Below are 17,712 nucleotides of genomic sequence, written 5' to 3' on the forward strand. Positions count from 1 at the left end.
TAAACCAAGCCATACAAAGCCCCGGCCTGCACCCATGCAAGCCGGGGCTTTTTTGTGCGCTAGCCCAGTAGCTTAAGCGTGTAGCTTCTTTTTGCGAAGCTTAAGGAGCTGGTGCCCAAGTAGTGCCACAAAACCTAAGATAATGGTCATTGCTATGGCAGTACACGTGATTTTCCCGGGTTGCCCCGATGCAATGGCATCGGCTAAGACAGCGCTTCCTATTAAAAAACACACGGCGACCACGAACAATGGCAGGGCAAGGTTTTTCATGGCACGAAGAGGTGCAAGTGTGAAGACGCTTGAAAATTAACTGATTTATAGCGTATGCTGGCGCGCTAGCACCAGCACGGCTTCCAGTACCTCTCGGGTATTACTGAGGCGAGGCACCTTGCGCTGGCCACCTAGGGGGCCCTGGCGACGCAACCACGCCTCAAAGGTGCCAGTGGGTACGAGGTGCACGCGGGGCGGCCCAAGGGCCAAGTCGCGGTGGCGCTTGGCATCGTAATCTGAGTTGAGCTGGCGCAGCGTGTAGTCGAGCACCTCGGCAAAGCGCCCTAGGGCGGCGGGTGGCGGGCCCGCGCACTCCACGGCCCACTCGTGGCCGCCGCGCGAAGTGGCCCCCGCCGCGAAATAGATAGGCGCGGCCGTGAAATCGCGCACTTGTACGCCAGTGGCCTGGGCAGCGGCCGTTATGGCGGCTTCGGCGTTTTCGATAACTACTTCTTCGCCAAAGGCATTGAGAAAGTGCTTGGTGCGCCCCGTGATGCGCACGCGGTAGGGCCGCAGCGAGGTGAAGCGCACTGTGTCGCCCACGAGGTAGCGCCACAGCCCGGCACTGGTGCTGATAACCAGCGCGTAGCTCGGGCCGATTTCTACGGCCTCTAGGGGCACGGGGCGCGGGCTGGGGCTATCGAACTCGGCCGCGGGCAAAAACTCGTAGTAGATGCCGTGGTCGAGCAGCAGTAGCAGGTCGGGTGCACCGGGCTCGTCTTGCAAAGCAAAGTAGCCTTCCGAAGCATTGTAGATTTCGAGGTAGCGCATGTGTACGCTCGGAATGAGCTGCTGAAACAGCTCGCGGTAGGGCCCGAATGCTACTGCACCGTGCAAAAACAGCCCTAGGTGGGGCCACACCTCGGCTACGTGCTGGGCGCCGGCTAAAGCCACCACGCGCCGCAGCAGCACCACCATCCAGGTGGGCACGCCGGCCAGCACGCGCACGTCTTGGCGCAGCACGTGGTGGGCAATGCGGTCGATTTTTTCTTCCCACTCATCGAGCAGTGCCAGCGGTAGGGGCGGGGTGCGCAGGTACTCGGCCCAGCCCGGCAGGCTCTGCATGATAAGGGCCGACACATCGCCGGCCCGCGCCGCCGGCCCAAAGGGGCTGGGGCCGTGGGTGCCGCCTAGGCTCAGGGTTTTGCCCTGCAAGAGCCGTTGCGCGGGGTAGAGATGCGTGGAGAGCGCCAGCATGTCGCGCCCAGCGCGATAATGATTGTCGTGCAGAGCCTCGGTAGTGAGCGGGATAAACTTGCTGCGGGCATTGGTGGTGCCGCTGCTTTTGGCTTGCCACTGCGGGGCGGGGCCGGGCCACAGCACATCGGGCTGGCCCCGCAGTGCTTTCTCTAGCTCGGGATACAGCTGCTCGTAGGTGCTCACCGGCACGCGGGCGTCAAACTCTTGGGCGGGCAGCCCAGCCGCGTAGCCGTAGCGGCGGCCCCAACTCGTGTCTTTGGCCCGCCCCAGCAGGTAGCGCAGCACGGTGGCCTGCAACTCGTGCGGCTGCTGGCGCACCCGCGCCAGCCTAGGTAGGCTGCTAAGCTGGGTAGCGGCGGCAATGGCGAGGTCGAGCACTTCGAGTGAGTTATGAGTTTTGAGTTATAAGTGTTGAGTTATCCGGCTGGAAAAGCATAGAAAGCGCTGCGTAACTCAAAACTAAAAACTCATAACTTAATTAAACACCTTGCGCTTGAACTCAAAGTTTTTGCCTAGGTACACGCGGCGCACGGTTTCGTCGGCGGCTAGTTCTTCGGCGGTGCCGGCTTTCAGCAGCTTGCCCTCGAAGAGCAGGTAGGCGCGGTCCACGATTTCGAGGGTTGAGTTCACGTCGTGGTCGGTGATGAGCACACCGATGTTCTGGTTTTTGAGCTTGGCCACAATGCCCTGGATTTCTTCGGTGGCGATGGGGTCTACACCCGCGAAGGGCTCGTCAAGCAGCACAAACTTGGGGTTTACGGCCAGGGCGCGGGCTATCTCGGTGCGGCGGCGCTCGCCACCGCTCAGCACCTTCCCTAGGTTTTTGCGCACGTGGCCCAGGCTAAACTCTTCGAGCAGCTCTTCTACTTTGTCGTGCTGCGCTTTTTTGGGCAGGTTGGTCATTTCGAGCACCGACAGGATGTTTTCCTCCACGCTTAGGTCGCGAAACACGCTGGCTTCTTGAGCCAAGTAGCCCATGCCGCGCCGCGCCCGCTGGTAGATGGGAAGCTTCGTAATGTTTTCATCATCAATGAAAATATCACCTGAGTTGGCTTTGACCATGCCTACCATCATGTAGAAGCAGGTGGTTTTTCCAGCGCCGTTGGGCCCTAGTAGCCCCACGATTTCGCCCTGGGACACGGTCAGCGACATGTCGTTGACGACCGTGCGGGCTTTGTATTGTTTGACGAGGTGCTCGGCGCGAAGAATCATAGACGGTGGCAAAGGTAAAACGTAGGGAGTGGCTACTTGCCGTTTCGGGCCTAACGCTTGGCGGCCGTTTATCATGCCCCATCGTCCGCATTGGTCGCTTTATGTGCTCGTTGTGCTGTTTGTAGGCGCAGGCCTATTGCATTTTCTGCATCCGGCGCCCTATCTGCGCATCATGCCGCCCGAGCTGCCCGCACCCCGGATGCTGGTGCTGCTGAGCGGCGCGGCCGAGGTGGCGGGCGGCCTAGGACTGCTGTGGCCTGCTACCCGGCGCTGGGCGGCGTGGGGCCTACTGGCACTGCTGCTGGCCGTGTTTCCGGCTAACGTTTACATGCTGCTAATCCACGAGCAGCTACACCTGCCGGCCTGGGTGCTGTGGGCACGGCTGCCGTTGCAGCCCCTGCTTATGTGGTGGGTGTGGCGCGTGGGTCGCTAAGCAACACGCAATAAGGCTTGTGCAATTGCTAGGGTGTTGGCATCAGCAGGGTAAGGACTTCACTTCTTTCCCGCTTTTGCTATGCAAAAACCATTGCTCACCCTACCCGTGCTACTCGGGCTACTGGCCGCCGGCCCGGCGGCGTTTGCCCAAACCAAACCCGCACCACACCACCTAGGTGCACCCGCTGCCAGCCGCCGCACCATTAGCGGGCAGGTGCGTGATGCCTTTGGGCAGCCACTGCCTGGCGTGACTGTACTGCTCAAGGGCACCAGCCTAGGGGTTGCCACTGATGTGGCCGGCCGCTATACGCTAGCGGGCATACCTGCTAAAGGTGGCGCGCTGGTGTTCAGCTTTGTGGGCTACGTCACGCGCGAGCTCGCTATACCGGTCCGGGGCACGGTCGTGAACGTGGTGCTCGAAGCCAATGATAAGTCTCTTAACGAAGTAGTAGTAACGGGCTACAGTGTGCAGCAGCGCAGTCAGGTTTTGGGCAGCGTCAGTACTGTAAGTGCGGCCCCTCTGCAGGGCCGGGTAGCAGGCGTGGCCGTGAATAAAGCTACTCGTAGGTCTCGCCGTGCGGCGGCAAGTTCGACTTCTGCTCCCGATTTGTCTAATCTATCAGGTGCGCCTAGCGGCACTTATGATATGGTGGCCAGCCCAACGCCGCCCCTGCTGGTGTACCCTGCCAGGCCCGAAGCGGGCGCGGGCGACACCTACGCTAAGGTGCAAGAAAACGCCTTTCGCCCCGTCGCCAAGGAGCCGTTGAGCACGTTTTCGCTCGATGTAGATAACGCCAGCTATACCAACTTGCGGCGCTTTCTTAACGAAGGCCAGCTGCCCCCGCGCGATGCCGTGCGGGTGGAGGAAATGCTAAATTATTTTCATTATCAGTTGCCTGCGCCGCCCGCCACCAGCCCCGACCCAGTGCGTATCAGCGCCGAGCTGAGCGAGTGCCCCTGGGCGCCGGGCCACCAGCTGGCCCGCATTGGTGTGCAAGCCCGCAAAGTAGAAACCGCCAGCCTGCCGCCCGCTAACCTCGTGTTTCTGGTCGATGTGTCGGGCTCGATGCAAGGCGACGACCGCCTAGGGCTGGTGCAGGCCGGCCTGCGGCTGCTCGTGAAGCAGCTGCGCCCCCAAGACCACGTGGCGCTAGTGGCCTACGCCGGGGCCGCTGGCCTAGTGCTGCCGCCCACGGCTGGCGCCCAACAAAGTACGATTCTGGACGCCATCGACCGGCTCACGGCGGGCGGTTCTACGGCGGGTGGCGCGGGCCTACGCCTGGCCTACTCGGTAGCGCAGCAAAACTTCTTAAAAACCGGCAACAACCGCGTGATTCTGGCTACTGATGGCGACTTCAACGTGGGCGAAAGTTCTGATGAGGCCATGGAGCAATTGATTGTGCAGCAGCGCGAAACGGGAGTGTTCCTAACTGTGCTGGGCGTGGGCCGCGGCAACCTGCGCGACAGCCGCATGGAGCTGCTGGCTGACAAGGGCAACGGCAACTATGCCTACCTCGACAACCTTGACGAGGCCCGTCGCACGCTGGTGGCGCAGTTTGGCGGCACACTCTTCACGGTGGCGAAGGACGTGAAGCTGCAAGTCGAGTTTAACCCCGCCCGCGTGGCCAACTACCGCCTCCTAGGGTACGAAAATCGCTTGCTGGCCAACGAAGATTTCAACAACGACCGCAAAGACGCCGCCGAGCTGGGGGCGGGCCACACCGTCACGGCGCTCTACGAGTTAGTGCCGGTTAATTCGGAGAAGCCGTTGGTTGATAATCTTAAATATCAAGTCAATTCGCAGCACCTGCCTGGTAGCGCTGCCAGCGAGGTCCTAACCGTGAAGCTACGCTACAAAGAGCCGCAGGGCACTGCCAGCAAGCTGCTGGCCCAGCCGCTGGCCGGTGCGGCGGTGCCCATTACGCAGGCTTCGGCCGACCAGCAATTTGCCGCCGCCGTGGCCGAGTTTGGGCTGCTGCTGCGCCAGAGCGAGCAGCGTGGCACCGCCACCTACGCCAGCGCCCGGCAATTGGCCCAGGCTGGCCGTGGCCCCGACGCCGATGGCTACCGCGCCGAGCTGGTGCGGCTGCTGGAGCTGGCCGATGGCCTGACGCCCGCTCCCAAAACCGTGGGCGTGCGCTAGGGTTAGCGTAGGGCGGACTCGCAGCGTCCGCCCTACATTCGCCGCCTATGTCGCAACCTTCTCTACAGCGCCGCCTAGGGCTGGTGCAAGCCACCGCCCTCAATATGATTGACATGGTGGGCATCGGTCCCTTCGTGACCCTGCCACTCGTGATGGGCTTCATGGGCCCTAACTTCTTATTAGCTTGGCTGGTGGGCGCGGCGCTGGCCGCCATCGATGGCCTTATCTGGAGCGAACTGGGCGCGGCTTACCCCGAGGCGGGCGGCTCGTACCGCTTCCTCAAGCTGGCTTATGGCGAGCAAAGCTGGGGGCGCTACATGTCGTTTCTCTACGTGTGGCAAACACTTATTCAGTCGCCGCTGGTGCTGGCGTCGGGGGCCATTGGCTTTGCGCAGTATTTCGGCTACCTGGTGCCGCTCACCGAGTGGTGGCAGCCCAAGCTGGTGGCCGGTACGGTGGTGCTGTTGCTGATTGTACTGCTCTACCGCCGCATCGAGGACATCGGTAAGCTCGGCGTGGCGCTGTGGGTGGGCGTGCTGGGCCTCATGGGCTGGCTGATTGTGGGCGGTGTTACGCACCCGCACCACCCGGTGGCCCTGTTTCCGGCGGGCGGAATGGGTGCGCTGCCGGGGCTGCTGCTGTCGGCCGCCATGGGGCAGTCGGCCGTGAAGGCTATTTACTCCTACCTAGGCTACTACAATGTATGCCACCTAGGGGCCGAAATTGTGAATCCGCAACGGGTCATTCCGCGCAGTATTTTCTTAAGTATTCTGGGCATCGCGGCGCTGTACCTGCTGCTCAACTGGAGCGTGGGCACCGTCATTCCGTGGCAAGAAGTACAAGCCTGGCAGGCCGGCGCCGGCGATAAGTCGCAGTTTATCGTGAGCGTGTTTGTGGAGCGACTCTACGGGCCGGCCGCGGCCACGGCGGCCACGGGGCTGGTTCTGCTGGTGGCGTTTGCGTCGTTGTTTGCGGTGCTGCTAGGCTACTCGCGCATTCCCTACGCCGCGGCGGCCGATGGCGAGTTCTTGCCTGTCTTCGGCAAGCTGCACCCTACCAAGCAGTTTCCTTACGTGTCATTACTGCTGCTAGGCGGCGTAGGCTTCGTGTTCAGCCTGTTGTTTCGCCTAGGGGAGGTTATTTCGGCCATCCTGGCCATGCGCATTCTAGTGCAGTTTGTGGGCCAGGCGGTGGGCTTGGTGCTACTGCGGCGGCGGCGCGGCACGGCTAGCTTACCCTTCAAAATGCCGCTCTTCCCGCTACCGGTTATCGTGGCCATAGCCGTGTGGCTGGCCGTGTTTTGGAGCATCGCGCCGGTAGAGGTGAATTGGGGCGGACTGCATTTCAAGCTGTATTTCCAGCTGGCTGCCCTCGGCATGATGGCGCTAGGCACGGTAGCTTTCTTGCTGTGGAGCCGGCGCCTAGGGCGCTGGCCATTTGCCACAGGCCGTGTGGGTTCTGCCTAAGCGCTTAATGTTACCAAATGGTGTAGCCTAGTTTAAATAATGATGGTTATTTCATGAATTTCTAGTGAGTAAGGATGAATAGGCCAGTATATTTGCTCGTGCTTATATATTTTATACTCCTTCCTTATCCTCACTTTTCATGAATTTAGTTGATTACTCCATCATCACTTTTGTAAACCATTTTTCACGTAAGTCCAGCTTTTTCGATGCGTTAATCGATTTGCTGGTGGTGAATAATTTGTTTAAAGGCGGTGTTATTGCGATGGCCTTTTGGCTGCTTTGGTTTAGCAAGCGCACACTCAACCGCGAGAAAACGCAGCAGATACTACTTGCTACGCTGGCAGGCGGATTTGCGGCTATGTTCGCGGCCCGGGTCTTGGTGCATGTGCTGCCTTTTCGGGTGCGACCCCTCTTCAACCCCGACCTACATTTTGTAGCTCCTATCGGCAACTGGCACACTATGGCTTCGGCCTCGTTCGGCGATGTCAACTCCATGCCTAGTGATACTGCTACGTTGGTAATAGCCTTGTCATTTGGGCTACTGCTTGCGTCGCGGCGCGTGGGCTTGTGGGTAATGGCCTATGCTATTGTGTTCGTGTGCCTACCTCGCGTCTATATTGGAGTGCACAACCCTACCGATTTGTTGGCTGGGGGCTTGTTAGGGGCTAGTTGCGTGTGGCTGGCTACGCGTCCCGCCGTACTAAAAACCGTTTTTGAGCCTCTGCTTACTTACCGGAGTCAGCATGCGGGGTTTTTCTACTTGAGCCTGTTTCTTATCACCTACCAGATAGGAACCATGTTCGAGGGATTGCGCGGAGTGGCTACCTTCTTCCTCGGTACTCATTAATCTTGGTATTTTGCTAAATGCTTTAAGTGGCCTTGCATTATAGCCAGCCACCCTATTCAGCCTAGGTTAATCGAGCCGTTTTTCGTAGCAGAAAAACCGTAGTCCCGGCCGGAAGGCCAGCTTGATTTCGCCCGCAAACCGGTAGCCCAGCTTTGGAAACAGTCGCTGCGTGGCGGCGTTTTCCGAGTTGGTATCTACCCGCAAGGTGCGCAGCCCTAGGGCGCGTGCCTCGTGCTCGGCTTGCTGCAGCAGGGCCTGTGCTACACCTAGGCCCTGCGCTTGGGGCGACACGGCTAGGCGGTGCGTCACTAGTGCCGGCTCAGTAGCGTCCCAGTCAGCGTCGGCGTACTCAGCATCTTGGTCCTGGGTGAGGGCGGCTATGCCTATTACCTGGCCAGTTAGCTCAGCCACCCAGAGGTGATTTTGAGCGATATCCTTCTCAAAAACGGCTGCGTTGGGGTACTCCGCCGTCCATTGAAAATTACCGCTGGCGTTCATCAGCGGCACTACGTCGCGCACCAGCGCCACGATGGCCGGTAAGTCGGCCACCGTGGCGCGGCGAATTAAGAGTTGCGTTTGCATATTATCCGCGGCGCAGCACCTCGGCCGCATCTTTGGCGAAATACGTCAGGATGGCGTCGGCCCCAGCGCGCTTGATGCTCATGAGTACTTCCATCATGGTGCGCTCGCCATCGACCCAGCCGTTGAGAGCCGCGGCGCGCACCAGCGCATACTCGCCGCTCACGTTGTAGGCCGTCACAGGCAGGTTGGTGTGGTTCTTTACTTCTCGAATGATGTCGAGGTAGCTCAAGGCGGGCTTAATCATCACCATATCCGCGCCTTCGGCTTCGTCGAGCGCCAGCTCACGCAGGGCTTCGAGGCGGTTGGCGGGGTTCATCTGGTAGCTTTTTTTATCGCCTTTTTTGGGCGCTGAGTCGAGCGCATCGCGGAACGGGCCATAGAATGCCGAAGCATATTTAGCGGTGTAGCTCATGATGCTGACGTTGCTAAAGCCGTTGCTGTCCAGCACCTCGCGTATCCAAGCCACGCGGCCGTCCATCATGTCGGAGGGACCAATAATGTCGGCACCAGCGCGGGCCTGGGCCAGCGCCATCTGGCCGAGTACTTCGAGCGAAGCGTCGTTGAGAATCTCGCCCGAATCCACGTCTACTACGCCGTCGTGGCCGTCGCTGCTGTAGGGGTCCATGGCCACGTCGGTCATGATAGCTACATCGGGAAACTGCCGCTTGATATCGGCTACTGCTTTTAGGTAAAGCCCGTTGAGGTTGGTCGACTCGCGGGCTAGGCGGTCTTTCAGGCTATCATTGATGGCTGGGAAGGGAGCAAAGGAATTAATCCCTAGGTCCACAGCCGCACCAATTTCGTCGATAATACGGTCGGCCGAGTAGCGGTATACGCCCGGCATCGACTTTACTTCTAACTTTTGGTTTTGGCCCTCAATCAGAAAAACCGGATAAATAAAATCGTGGGTAGTAAGACGGGTTTCCTGCACCATGTCGCGGATAACCTGCGACTTACGATTGCGACGGGGGCGATGCGTGGGGAGAATAGGCATTGCTAAAAATCAAAAACTAAACTTGTACACCCCTACCAACAACCAAAACCCGGTATCGTTACAGATTCGGCCCATATTACTACCTAGGCAGCCGCTTTACTTTTTCTTTTTGCCGCCACTAAAGAGCGAGTAAAGTAGGAACAGCACTACTAGCCCCGCGGCCGCGTAGCCCACCCCCGTGAAGAAGCCGACGCCGAAAATCACATTCACCAGAGCACCTAGGCCGGCCAGCAGCGCCAGTACCACGCCAATTACAAACAGCCCGATGCCACCCAAGCCGCTTTCGGCGGCGCCTTCGGTAGAGCGCTGGCGTAAGCGATGCGCTAGCTTCTTAGCTATTGGCTTGGCGGTGATGACTTTCGATAAGGCAGGCAGCTGTAGGGCGGCCTTATGCCGCGGCTGCGGCGCGATAGGCTGTGCGGCTGCGGCCAACGGTTGGCGGGCAGGGGCTGGGGGCGGGGCAACGGTCGAAGTAGCCCCTAGGGGCCGCGCTGTAGCCACGGTTGCCGTAAGGGTAGTGTCAGCCAGTACCCTCGGGGCGGTGACAGCTATCGGCATAGAGGTGGCCGACTGCGATTGAAACACGAGTTGCTCGCTGCGGCAGCCCGCCAGCAGTAGGGCTGGAGCCAGCCATAAAGGTTTTCTCATAACGCCTTATACTCAGAAAGCCAGGATAACGTCGGCAATTACGGCGCAGGCGTCGCGCAGTTCGGCCTCAGTGATAACCAGCGGCGGCGCAAACCGAATGATGTCACCGTGGGTAGGCTTGGCCAGCAGGCCGCGTTCCATCAGCGTCACGCACACATCCCAAGCTGTGCGGCCATCCGGCGAGGGGTTAATAACCAGGGCATTAAGTAAGCCTTTGCCGCGCACCTCGTCTACTACTTCGGGGCGCTGGGCTTGCAGCTCTCGCATTTGCGCCCGAAAAACCTCGCCTAGGCGTTGCGCATTATCGGCCAGCTTTTCTTCTTGGAGCACGGTGAGCGCGGCTTGCATAACTGCACACGCTAATGGATTGCCGCCAAACGTGGAGCCGTGCTGACCCGGCTGAATGGTGAGCATCACGATATCATCAGCCAACACCGCCGATACGGGCAGTACGCCGCCGCTCAAGGCCTTACCTAGGATGAGAATATCGCCGCGCACACCCTCGTGGTCGGTGGCCAGCAGCTTGCCAGTGCGTCCTAGGCCGGTCTGAATCTCGTCGGTGATGAGCAGCACGCGGTGCTGCTTGCACAGCTCGGCGGCGCCCTTTAGATAGCCTTCGTGCGGCACTACCACACCTGCCTCACCCTGAATGGGCTCGACCAGAAAGCCGCACACGTGTGGGTCTTGCAGGGCTTCGGCCAGGGCGTCTAGGTCGTCGTAGGGCACTACCTGGTAGCCCGGCACAAAGGGCCCAAAGCCGCCCGTGCTATCTCCGTCGGTACTAAAGGAAATAATGCCGGTGGTGCGCCCGTGAAAATTGTGCTCGGCCACCACGATGCGTGCCTGGTTGGGGGCAATACCTTTTTCCTGGTAGCCCCACTTGCGCGCCAGCTTGAGGGCCGTTTCTACGGCTTCGGCACCCGAGTTCATCAGCAATGCCTTTTGGTAGCCAAACAGCTCGCAAAGCTGCTGCTCGGCCGGCCCGAGCCGGTCGTTGAAAAACGCTCGCGACGTGAGCGTCAGGCGCTGGGCCTGCTCGGTGAGTGCTTCAATAATGCGCGGATGGCAATGCCCTTGGTTAACCGCTGAGTAGGCAGATAAGAAGTCGATGTAGCGCTTGCCTTCTACATCCCAGAGGTGCACGCCCTTGCCGCGCGCCAGCACCACGGGCAGTGGGTGATAGTTGTGGGCGCCATATTGGTCTTCGAGGGCCATCAGGCGCTCGGCGTGGCTAACAAACTGGGTGGGAGCAGCTGCAGTAGACATAATAATAGGAAAAGAAAACGGAGTAGTAAGAAAGCTTAACGGCTATCGGCATCTAGCAGTTTGCCCACGTAGTTGCCTTCCTCCGTGCCATCGGGGCGGCTGATGGTCCAATCGAACACTGCCGACTCGGGGAAATGGATAAGCTGGCCCTGCCGGTACGTTTTTATATTATTGAGCTCGCTAGCAATTTCTCCGCTTACCTGCGACCCCTGCCATTGCCGGACGCGCACAAATACCTGCTCAAATAGCCCCTCGGAGTCGCTAATACGAGTAGTGACGAAGAAAATCTGGCCATCGGGTAGTCCTTTTAAGTAGCGGCGCTTAGCCTGCGGCAGGGTAGCCCGGGCTTGCTGCACCGCCGGCGCAATGTGACGCTCAAACGCGGCCAAGGCAGCGGCGGCCTCCTGCTCTGGAGCAGCCACGCTCACGGGCCGGTCGACAGGGGCGTTGGGCGCTAGTGTGGCCTCTTTAGAAGCGCTAGTCTTTTTTTGCGCTGCTGCGGGCAACGCTAGTAGCAGCCCTACTACAAGGCTCGGAAGTATCAGACATTTCATAGTAAAGCCTTTGTAAAAAGATGATGTAGCGAACGCCTTGGTGTGCGCTACAAAGCGCTTGTAGCAAGGTGGTTAGCCACTCAAAGCTACTGCCGAGAACTACCGCGCAATTAGAAGGCGACCTAGGGTGGGTAGCCCTAGGTCGCCTTCTGCTGGTACTTTCGTCCCGCTATGCCTTCTGCCGACCCGCATTTATCCGCCTTTGCTGCCCAGCCGCTCCAGCCCGGTGACTTTTATTATACGCCCGAGGGCTACCTCGTCTTCACCGAGCAATACCACCGTCGGCGTGGCTTCTGCTGCGGTAGCGGCTGCCGCCACTGCCCCTGGAAACGACCTACGCCTTAAGCGACAGAATCTCCAATGCGCAGCCAGTAGGAGCCGCCGTGGTGCTCCACACCCTGCAAAGCAGGCTGCCGCCACAGCGGGGCCAGCACTTGGCTTAGCTCGGCATCCTCACTCACGAAGTAGTTAGGCATAATAGTCTGATAGCGCGCCGGGTTGGCCAGCAGGAAAGCTGCTAGCATGTACTGCTCCGAATAGCCGCGGTCGCACATAAACTGCGGGTAGTCGTAGGGCAAGTACATATCATGAATGTGCACCACCACTCCTGGCGCCAGCCGGGGCAGCACATCCAAGAAAAAAACGGTGGCGTCCGAGTTGGGTAGCACCCGATGCGAATTGTCGATAAACACAATATCGCCTGCCTGCAGCTGCCCAAAAATGGCTAGGTCCGTCGTTTCAAAAGGCTGCCGCACTACTTGCTGCGCCAACTGGTCAATCTCGGCGCGAGGGTAGGGGTCGATGGACGTAATCTGGGTGGGCAGGCCCTGCTCACGGATGGCGCGGGCAGCTACTTTGGTCGAGTTGCCCGAGCCTACCTCCACGTAGCGCGCTGGCCGGTAGTGGGCCAGCATGCCGTAGATAGCCACAATGTCGAGCCCCGGCAGGAAGCCGTTGTTCCAGGCCGGTGCGTTGGGGTCGGTTTCGTCTTTGGCGTTCTTGAGCTTTGTGAGCTGGGGCTGATGCGTGAGAAACTCTTGCAGCAGGGTGCGGTACGAAGCCCGGTGGCGGTCAATAAGGCCGTAGAGTTGTGGGTGCGGCGGCTTGCCGTGGCCATAGCGCGGCTGCATATCCACGTGGTAGTCCAGAAATAAATTCTGGTACTTAGGCGAAATAAACCGATAAATATCTCGAAGCATCTCCCGAAAAAAAGGCCAGCGCTGGCGATGAGCCGCAAACATACGGCGCTCTATGCGAGCTCGCCGCTTAGGGGCAACTGCCGCGCAAACCGCCGTAGCTACGGGGCGAAGCCGCAAGTAATTTGGTGGTTAGCCAAATTTTCACGATATTTGCGGCCCGTTTCGGAATAGCATCAATTAACCCTTCGATATCATGGCCCGAGTTTGTGATTTGACCGGCAAGCGTACCCGCGTGGGTAACAACGTGTCGCACGCCAACAACAAGACCAAGCGCAAGTTTTACCCTAACCTGCAGAAAAAGCGCTTCTACATCCCCGAGCAAGATGCTTGGGTAACGCTGCGCGTAGCCGCCTCGACCATCCGCACCATCAACAAGAATGGCATCATGGCCACCTTGAAGAAGGCTAAGGAGCAAGGCTTCATCACCTACTAGTTACCAGCCACAAGCTGTTTTCTCGGGCCTATCTCAGCGCCGGAGCCGAACTCCCCTAGGGTAAGCTCGGCTCCGGCGCTGCTGCTGCATAAGTGGGGCGCCTAGCCCAAGACTTAGCGGCGCGCAGGAGCCAGGCCAACAAGGTTTTGCGGTTTCCCGAAAAAGCCGTACCTTTGCAGACCTAAATCAAAAAATTAACCCCCCTCCCGTCGCGATGGCCAAGAAAGGAAACCGGGTGCAGGTTATCATGGAGTGCACCGAGCACAAAAACTCGGGTATGCCGGGCACCTCGCGCTACATCACTACCAAGAACCGTAAGAACACCCCTGAGCGCATCGAGCTGAAGAAATTCAACCCGATTCTGCGTAAAATGACTGTTCACAAAGAAATTAAATAACTCGCGTCATGGCTAAGAAAGTAGTAGCAACGCTGAAAACCGCCGGCGGCAAAGACTGGGCGAAAGTAATTCGCGCCGTGAAGTCGGAAAAGACTGGTGCCTACACCTTCAAGGAGGAAATGGTACCCGTAGACAAAGTGCAGGACACGCTGGCTGGCAAATAAGCTGCGCCGCTGTTTAATGACGTGAAAAAGTCCCACCTTCGTGGGACTTTTTTCGTGTTACCCGTATCCCCTCCTTTTTGTCATGCTGACGAAGGAAGCACCTTATCACGGCGGCTTTCGTCAGAAATTATCCAGTTCACTGGCGCAGGCGTGATAAGATGCTTCGCTGCGCTCAGCATGACCCTGCCGCTATATGGGCCTCTTCGATTTTTTTAAGAAAGACAAGGAAAATAAGGAGCAGCAGCAAGCCCTCGACGAAGGCTTGCAGAAAACCAAAACCAGCTTCTTTGACCAACTCAGCAAGGCCGTGGTGGGCAAAAGCACGGTGGACGAAGCCGTGCTCGACGACCTCGAAACGCTGCTTGTGCACGCCGACGTGGGCATCGACACGACGGTAAAAGTCATTGACCGCATCGAAAAGCGCGTGGCTCGTGACAAGTATGTGAGCACTGGTGAACTCGACCGCATCTTGCGCGAAGAGATTGTGGGCTTGCTCGACGCGCACGGCGATAGCACCGGCTCGCGCGCCATCCTCGACCGGCCCGACAGCCCCGGCCACCCCTTCGTGATTATGGTAGTGGGGGTGAATGGTGTGGGCAAAACCACGACCATCGGCAAGCTGGCGCACCGCTTCCACTCGGCAGGCAAAAAAGTGGTCCTAGGTGCCGCCGATACTTTCCGGGCCGCTGCTGTGGACCAACTTATCGTGTGGGGCCAGCGGGTGGGCGTACCCGTTATCAGCCATGGCATGAATACTGACCCGGCTTCGGTAGCTTACGATGCGGTGCAAAAGGGCGTGGATATGGGTGCTGATGTAGTCATCATCGACACCGCCGGCCGCCTGCACAACAAAGTGAACCTGATGAACGAGCTTAGCAAAATCAAGCGCGTGATGCAGAAAGTTATTCCTGAAGCGCCGCACGAAGTACTGCTTGTGCTCGACGGCAGCACCGGCCAGAATGCTTTTTTGCAAGCCAAAGAGTTTACTCGTGCTACTGAGGTGTCGGCCTTGGCCATCACCAAGCTCGATGGTACGGCTAAAGGTGGCGTAGTTATCGGTATCAGCGACCAGTTTAGCATTCCGGTGCGCTACATTGGGGTAGGGGAGAAGATGACAGACTTGCAGCTATTTGACCGCCACACCTTCGTCAATTCGCTGTTCAAAAAGTAGCCTAGGGCTCCCGCAGGCAAGCTTGCGGGGCGCCGACGGAATAAATCAGGGCTCGTCCGCGTTTAGGCCGAGTCTGTTCCTCTTCTCCTATGCGCGGTTTTACTTTGGCTTCTTTGGCATTGCTGCTCGCTGCCTGCAATTCGGCGACGACGACCCAAACTATTCCGTCAATTTCATTCAGCACCCAGATTAACATCACTAATCAGCAGTACCAAGCCCTGCGCTTCGACAATGGCGTGGTGGTGCTGCCCGCCACTGGCATCAATGGTGGTGGCGTAAAGGGCCTACTAGTGGTGCGGCAGAACGCGAGCACATACTTGGCGTTTGACCGCAACTGCCCTTACCAGCCCTACGATGCCTGCTCTACGGTGAGTCTTGACCGCTCGCGGCTGTTTTTTCGCGATAGCTGCTGCACCTCGCAGTTCGACTTTCGAGGCAACGTGACGGGCGGACCGGCGCTACGTCCACTGCGGCAATATTCTACCAGCTTGAGCGGCAGTTTATTAACAATTACAAATTAAATCGAGAAATATTTTTTTGCTATTTGCTTGCAAATTCAAAAAAGCCTTTCCTATCTTTGCAGCCCGAAAGCGCCGGTTTCGGATACAAAAAGCTTCCTTAGCTCAGCCGGTTAGAGCATCTGACTGTTAATCAGAGGGTCCCTGGTTCGAGCCCAGGAGGGAGCGCTACCCAAACAAGAAGACCCGCCGAAATTCGGCGGGTCTTCTTGTTTATGGTCAGTACCAGTCACATAGGAGTGGCAGGGCTTCGTTACTGCTTGCTGACTTTGCGGGTAACCTGGCCTTGTGAGTCGGTCAAGGTTAGCAAATAGATACCAGTGGCTAGCCCTTGCAGGTTAATCTTATTTTCGCCGCCAGCTGTGGCTTGGCGGCGCACTACCTGCCCTAGGTGGTTGCTGAGGGTTAGTTGGCCGCTAGGTGGGCTGGTGGGGGCTAGGCGCACGGTGAGCTGGTCGCTGGCTGGGTTGGGATAAATGGCGAGGTCTTGCGGCTCGGCAGCCGCGGAGGTGGCCTGCGCCGTGCGGGCCGCAGTAGCGGTGGTGGCGGTGCCGTATACCTCAAACTCGAACAGTGAGAAGCCATAGGCGGTGGCCCGGTTGATGCAGTACACCTTCACGTAGCGGGCAGTGCCGCTAAGGCCAGTGAGGTCGTCGGCAGCGGCCGAGGTTTTGCCCCACATGTCTTTTACGGTGGTCCAGGTGCTGCCATCGGTCGAGAACTGCACCTGGTAGTCTTTGGCATAGGCGGCTTCCCAGGCCAGGCGCACGCGGTTGACATTGTAGTTGCGCCCTAGGTCGACGTAGAGGGATTGGTTGTTGGCGTAGGCGCTTTCCCATCGGGTATTGCCGTCGGCATCCACGGCTTTAGCGGCCGTGTTGGTGCTGTTGTAGGTCGAGGTGACCGTGACGGGGCGCTGGTAGGCGATATTGGGCGCCTGGGTGCTGGTGGTGCCCCAGCCTGGCATTTCGTTTTGGCTGACCACATTGCTGGCCGTGTATGCCTGCTGAATGGCGGCGGTAGAGTTTTTGTTGAATACTAGCTCCGACCAACCCATGAAAAAGCTCCACTTAGGCTGGGTGCTGAGCAGGCTGGGTGATGGCAGCACTTCGCACTCGCCGATGGCGATGGGCTTGCCGCCAGCGGCGTTCATCATGGCGTTGTACTTGGCTATGGTGTAGCCCTGGCCGTCGCTGTAGTACATATCGAGAGCCAGGATGTCCCAATAGCTGCTGCCGGGGTTGTAAGCGGTGAGGTCGGACGAAAGCGAGCTGAAATCCTGCAAATCCCACACCCAAATGAGGTTGGTGAGGCCCTTAGTATTGCGCAGGTAATCGCGGGTGATTTGGAAGAGCTTGGCCGTGCCATTGGAGCCGGTGCGGCCGGCCCACCAGAACACGCCCTGGTTCATCTCGTGCAGCGGGCGGAAATACACTTCTACGCCACTGTTTTTGAGGTCTTGCAGGTAGCCAGCTACCACATCGAGGCGCCGCTTCCAGTTGGTGTTGAGGGTGGTGCCGTTGGTAATCAGCTCCTGCCACTGGGCGTCGCTGAGCGTGCTTTTCACGCCGCCCTCCCATTGGCAAGGCTCAGCTTGGGTGGGCGGGCAGGCGTGAAACATGATGTTGATGAGCGAGCCGCGGGCCCACTGGGCCTTGGCTTCGTTTATCATGGTTTGGCGGTTGGCCACGTCGTCGGCCGAGAATAAGAAGTCGCCACTCCAGAGCGCTGGATACACACCAGCGGTAGCCTGCACGCGGTTGGTGGAGGTAGCGGGGGCCGAGTTGGGCTCTCGGTTATGAATGCCGGAGGCCGTTTTGGTGCCCGAAATACCGTAGAGGTAGTTGAGGCTCTTATAAGCGGTTTGGGCCGCGGCGGCCCCGTGCAGCCCGGCCAGCAGACCTAGGGCAATAGCGTAGCGAGTGAAACGCATGAGGTGGGGGTGGGAAAAGGAAGTGAACACTGCGCCACCCGCGCCCCGAGAGCGGGGTGACGCTAGCAAAGAAATTCGTTTCACCGACCGGCCCGACCAAGTGGTTAAAAATGAGCAAGTAAATGCTGTGATTGTGCTACTTGACGTTTGTGTACTATTACTTTTTACTCGTCATGCAGAGCGCAGCGAAGTATCTCGCTCGCTTTGTTGCTAACGTTAGAGGTTAGTGCGCCACGCGAGATGCTTCGCTGCGCTCTGCATGACCCGTTTTTATTTCTAG

19 protein-coding genes and 1 tRNA gene are annotated in these 17,712 nt (G+C 58.7%); 11 read left to right on the plus strand and 9 right to left on the minus strand.

Annotated elements, in window-relative coordinates; genetic code table 11:
- Window positions 1-315: 315 nt before the first annotated feature.
- Together FNT36_RS11745 and lptB are read right to left on the minus strand one after the other, a co-directional pair.
- The gene (locus FNT36_RS11745; RefSeq protein ID WP_233635859.1) at window positions 316-1,848 is read right to left on the minus strand and encodes a GH3 auxin-responsive promoter family protein; all 1,533 of its coding nucleotides are present in this window, start codon (window positions 1,846-1,848) and stop codon (window positions 316-318) included.
- 96 nt (window positions 1,849-1,944) lie between these two features.
- A complete protein-coding gene (gene lptB / locus FNT36_RS11750; protein WP_144847795.1) occupies window positions 1,945-2,682 on the minus strand; it encodes an LPS export ABC transporter ATP-binding protein in 738 nt (245 codons plus the stop codon).
- 73 nt (window positions 2,683-2,755) lie between these two features.
- Between lptB and FNT36_RS11755 the strand changes: the two genes are divergently transcribed.
- The 4 genes from FNT36_RS11755 to FNT36_RS11770 all read left to right on the plus strand — a co-directional run bounded on the left by FNT36_RS11755 (window position 2,756) and on the right by FNT36_RS11770 (window position 7,573).
- On the plus strand, window positions 2,756-3,115 hold the full coding sequence (locus tag FNT36_RS11755; protein ID WP_144847797.1) for a DoxX family protein: 360 nt from the start codon (window positions 2,756-2,758) through the stop codon (window positions 3,113-3,115).
- 81 nt (window positions 3,116-3,196) lie between these two features.
- The gene (locus FNT36_RS11760) at window positions 3,197-5,260 is read left to right on the plus strand and encodes a vWA domain-containing protein (protein WP_144847799.1); all 2,064 of its coding nucleotides are present in this window, start codon (window positions 3,197-3,199) and stop codon (window positions 5,258-5,260) included.
- 47 nt (window positions 5,261-5,307) lie between these two features.
- Entirely contained in the window at window positions 5,308-6,726 is a 1,419-nt protein-coding gene (locus FNT36_RS11765) for an APC family permease (RefSeq protein ID WP_144847801.1), read from the plus strand.
- Between the two features lie 139 nt (window positions 6,727-6,865).
- Window positions 6,866-7,573 (plus strand): phosphatase PAP2 family protein, encoded by a 708-nt coding sequence (locus FNT36_RS11770; protein WP_144847803.1) that lies wholly within the window; start codon window positions 6,866-6,868, stop codon window positions 7,571-7,573.
- 66 nt (window positions 7,574-7,639) lie between these two features.
- Here FNT36_RS11770 and FNT36_RS11775 read toward each other — a convergent pair whose 3' ends face one another.
- From FNT36_RS11775 to FNT36_RS11795, 5 genes are all read right to left on the minus strand, one after another.
- A complete protein-coding gene (locus FNT36_RS11775) occupies window positions 7,640-8,155 on the minus strand; it encodes a GNAT family N-acetyltransferase (RefSeq protein ID WP_144847805.1) in 516 nt (171 codons plus the stop codon).
- 1 nt (window position 8,156) lies between these two features.
- On the minus strand, window positions 8,157-9,149 hold the full coding sequence (hemB, locus tag FNT36_RS11780; protein ID WP_233635860.1) for a porphobilinogen synthase: 993 nt from the start codon (window positions 9,147-9,149) through the stop codon (window positions 8,157-8,159).
- 96 nt (window positions 9,150-9,245) lie between these two features.
- Entirely contained in the window at window positions 9,246-9,797 is a 552-nt protein-coding gene (locus tag FNT36_RS11785) for a hypothetical protein (protein WP_144847807.1), read from the minus strand.
- A gap of 12 nt (window positions 9,798-9,809) precedes the next feature.
- On the minus strand, window positions 9,810-11,063 hold the full coding sequence (gene rocD / locus FNT36_RS11790) for an ornithine--oxo-acid transaminase (RefSeq protein ID WP_144847809.1): 1,254 nt from the start codon (window positions 11,061-11,063) through the stop codon (window positions 9,810-9,812).
- Window positions 11,064-11,098: 35 nt separating this feature from the next.
- Window positions 11,099-11,617 carry a DUF2314 domain-containing protein gene (locus FNT36_RS11795; protein WP_144847811.1) on the minus strand — a complete coding sequence of 173 codons (519 nt, stop codon included), beginning with the start codon at window positions 11,615-11,617 and terminating at the stop codon, window positions 11,099-11,101.
- A 171-nt stretch (window positions 11,618-11,788) separates the two neighbouring features.
- Between FNT36_RS11795 and FNT36_RS25450 the strand changes: the two genes are divergently transcribed.
- Window positions 11,789-11,962 (plus strand): DUF5522 domain-containing protein, encoded by a 174-nt coding sequence (locus tag FNT36_RS25450; protein WP_233635861.1) that lies wholly within the window; start codon window positions 11,789-11,791, stop codon window positions 11,960-11,962.
- On the opposite strand, the gene FNT36_RS11800 is transcribed toward FNT36_RS25450, so the two are convergent.
- Window positions 11,959-12,816: a class I SAM-dependent methyltransferase gene (locus tag FNT36_RS11800; RefSeq protein WP_144847813.1), complete on the minus strand. Its 858-nt coding sequence runs from the start codon at window positions 12,814-12,816 to the stop codon at window positions 11,959-11,961. The genes FNT36_RS25450 and FNT36_RS11800 overlap by 4 nt on opposite strands.
- Window positions 12,817-13,009: 193 nt before the next feature.
- On the opposite strand from FNT36_RS11800, the gene rpmB reads away from it, so the two are divergent.
- The 6 genes from rpmB to FNT36_RS11830 all read left to right on the plus strand — a co-directional run bounded on the left by rpmB (window position 13,010) and on the right by FNT36_RS11830 (window position 15,667).
- Window positions 13,010-13,249 (plus strand): 50S ribosomal protein L28, encoded by a 240-nt coding sequence (rpmB, locus tag FNT36_RS11805; RefSeq protein WP_144847815.1) that lies wholly within the window; start codon window positions 13,010-13,012, stop codon window positions 13,247-13,249.
- A 214-nt stretch (window positions 13,250-13,463) separates the two neighbouring features.
- Entirely contained in the window at window positions 13,464-13,646 is a 183-nt protein-coding gene (rpmG, locus tag FNT36_RS11810; protein ID WP_133659579.1) for a 50S ribosomal protein L33, read from the plus strand.
- Between the two features lie 8 nt (window positions 13,647-13,654).
- Complete coding sequence (locus tag FNT36_RS11815; protein WP_144847817.1) at window positions 13,655-13,810, plus strand: DUF4295 domain-containing protein; 156 nt, start codon at window positions 13,655-13,657, stop codon at window positions 13,808-13,810.
- A 193-nt stretch (window positions 13,811-14,003) separates the two neighbouring features.
- Window positions 14,004-14,981 carry a signal recognition particle-docking protein FtsY gene (gene ftsY / locus FNT36_RS11820; protein WP_144847819.1) on the plus strand — a complete coding sequence of 326 codons (978 nt, stop codon included), beginning with the start codon at window positions 14,004-14,006 and terminating at the stop codon, window positions 14,979-14,981.
- Between the two features lie 113 nt (window positions 14,982-15,094).
- Window positions 15,095-15,502 carry a Rieske (2Fe-2S) protein gene (locus FNT36_RS11825; protein ID WP_233635862.1) on the plus strand — a complete coding sequence of 136 codons (408 nt, stop codon included), beginning with the start codon at window positions 15,095-15,097 and terminating at the stop codon, window positions 15,500-15,502.
- A 91-nt stretch (window positions 15,503-15,593) separates the two neighbouring features.
- A tRNA-Asn gene (locus tag FNT36_RS11830) sits at window positions 15,594-15,667 on the plus strand.
- Window positions 15,668-15,752: 85 nt separating this feature from the next.
- Here the strand turns inward: FNT36_RS11830 and FNT36_RS11835 are convergent.
- Window positions 15,753-17,432, minus strand: a complete 1,680-nt coding sequence (locus tag FNT36_RS11835; RefSeq protein WP_144847821.1) for a glycosyl hydrolase — start codon at window positions 17,430-17,432, stop codon at window positions 15,753-15,755.
- Window positions 17,433-17,712: the final 280 nt, after the last annotated feature.

Origin of the sequence: Hymenobacter setariae (assembly GCF_007713685.1) — a bacterium.
Lineage (GTDB): Bacteria > Bacteroidota > Bacteroidia > Cytophagales > Hymenobacteraceae > Hymenobacter > Hymenobacter setariae.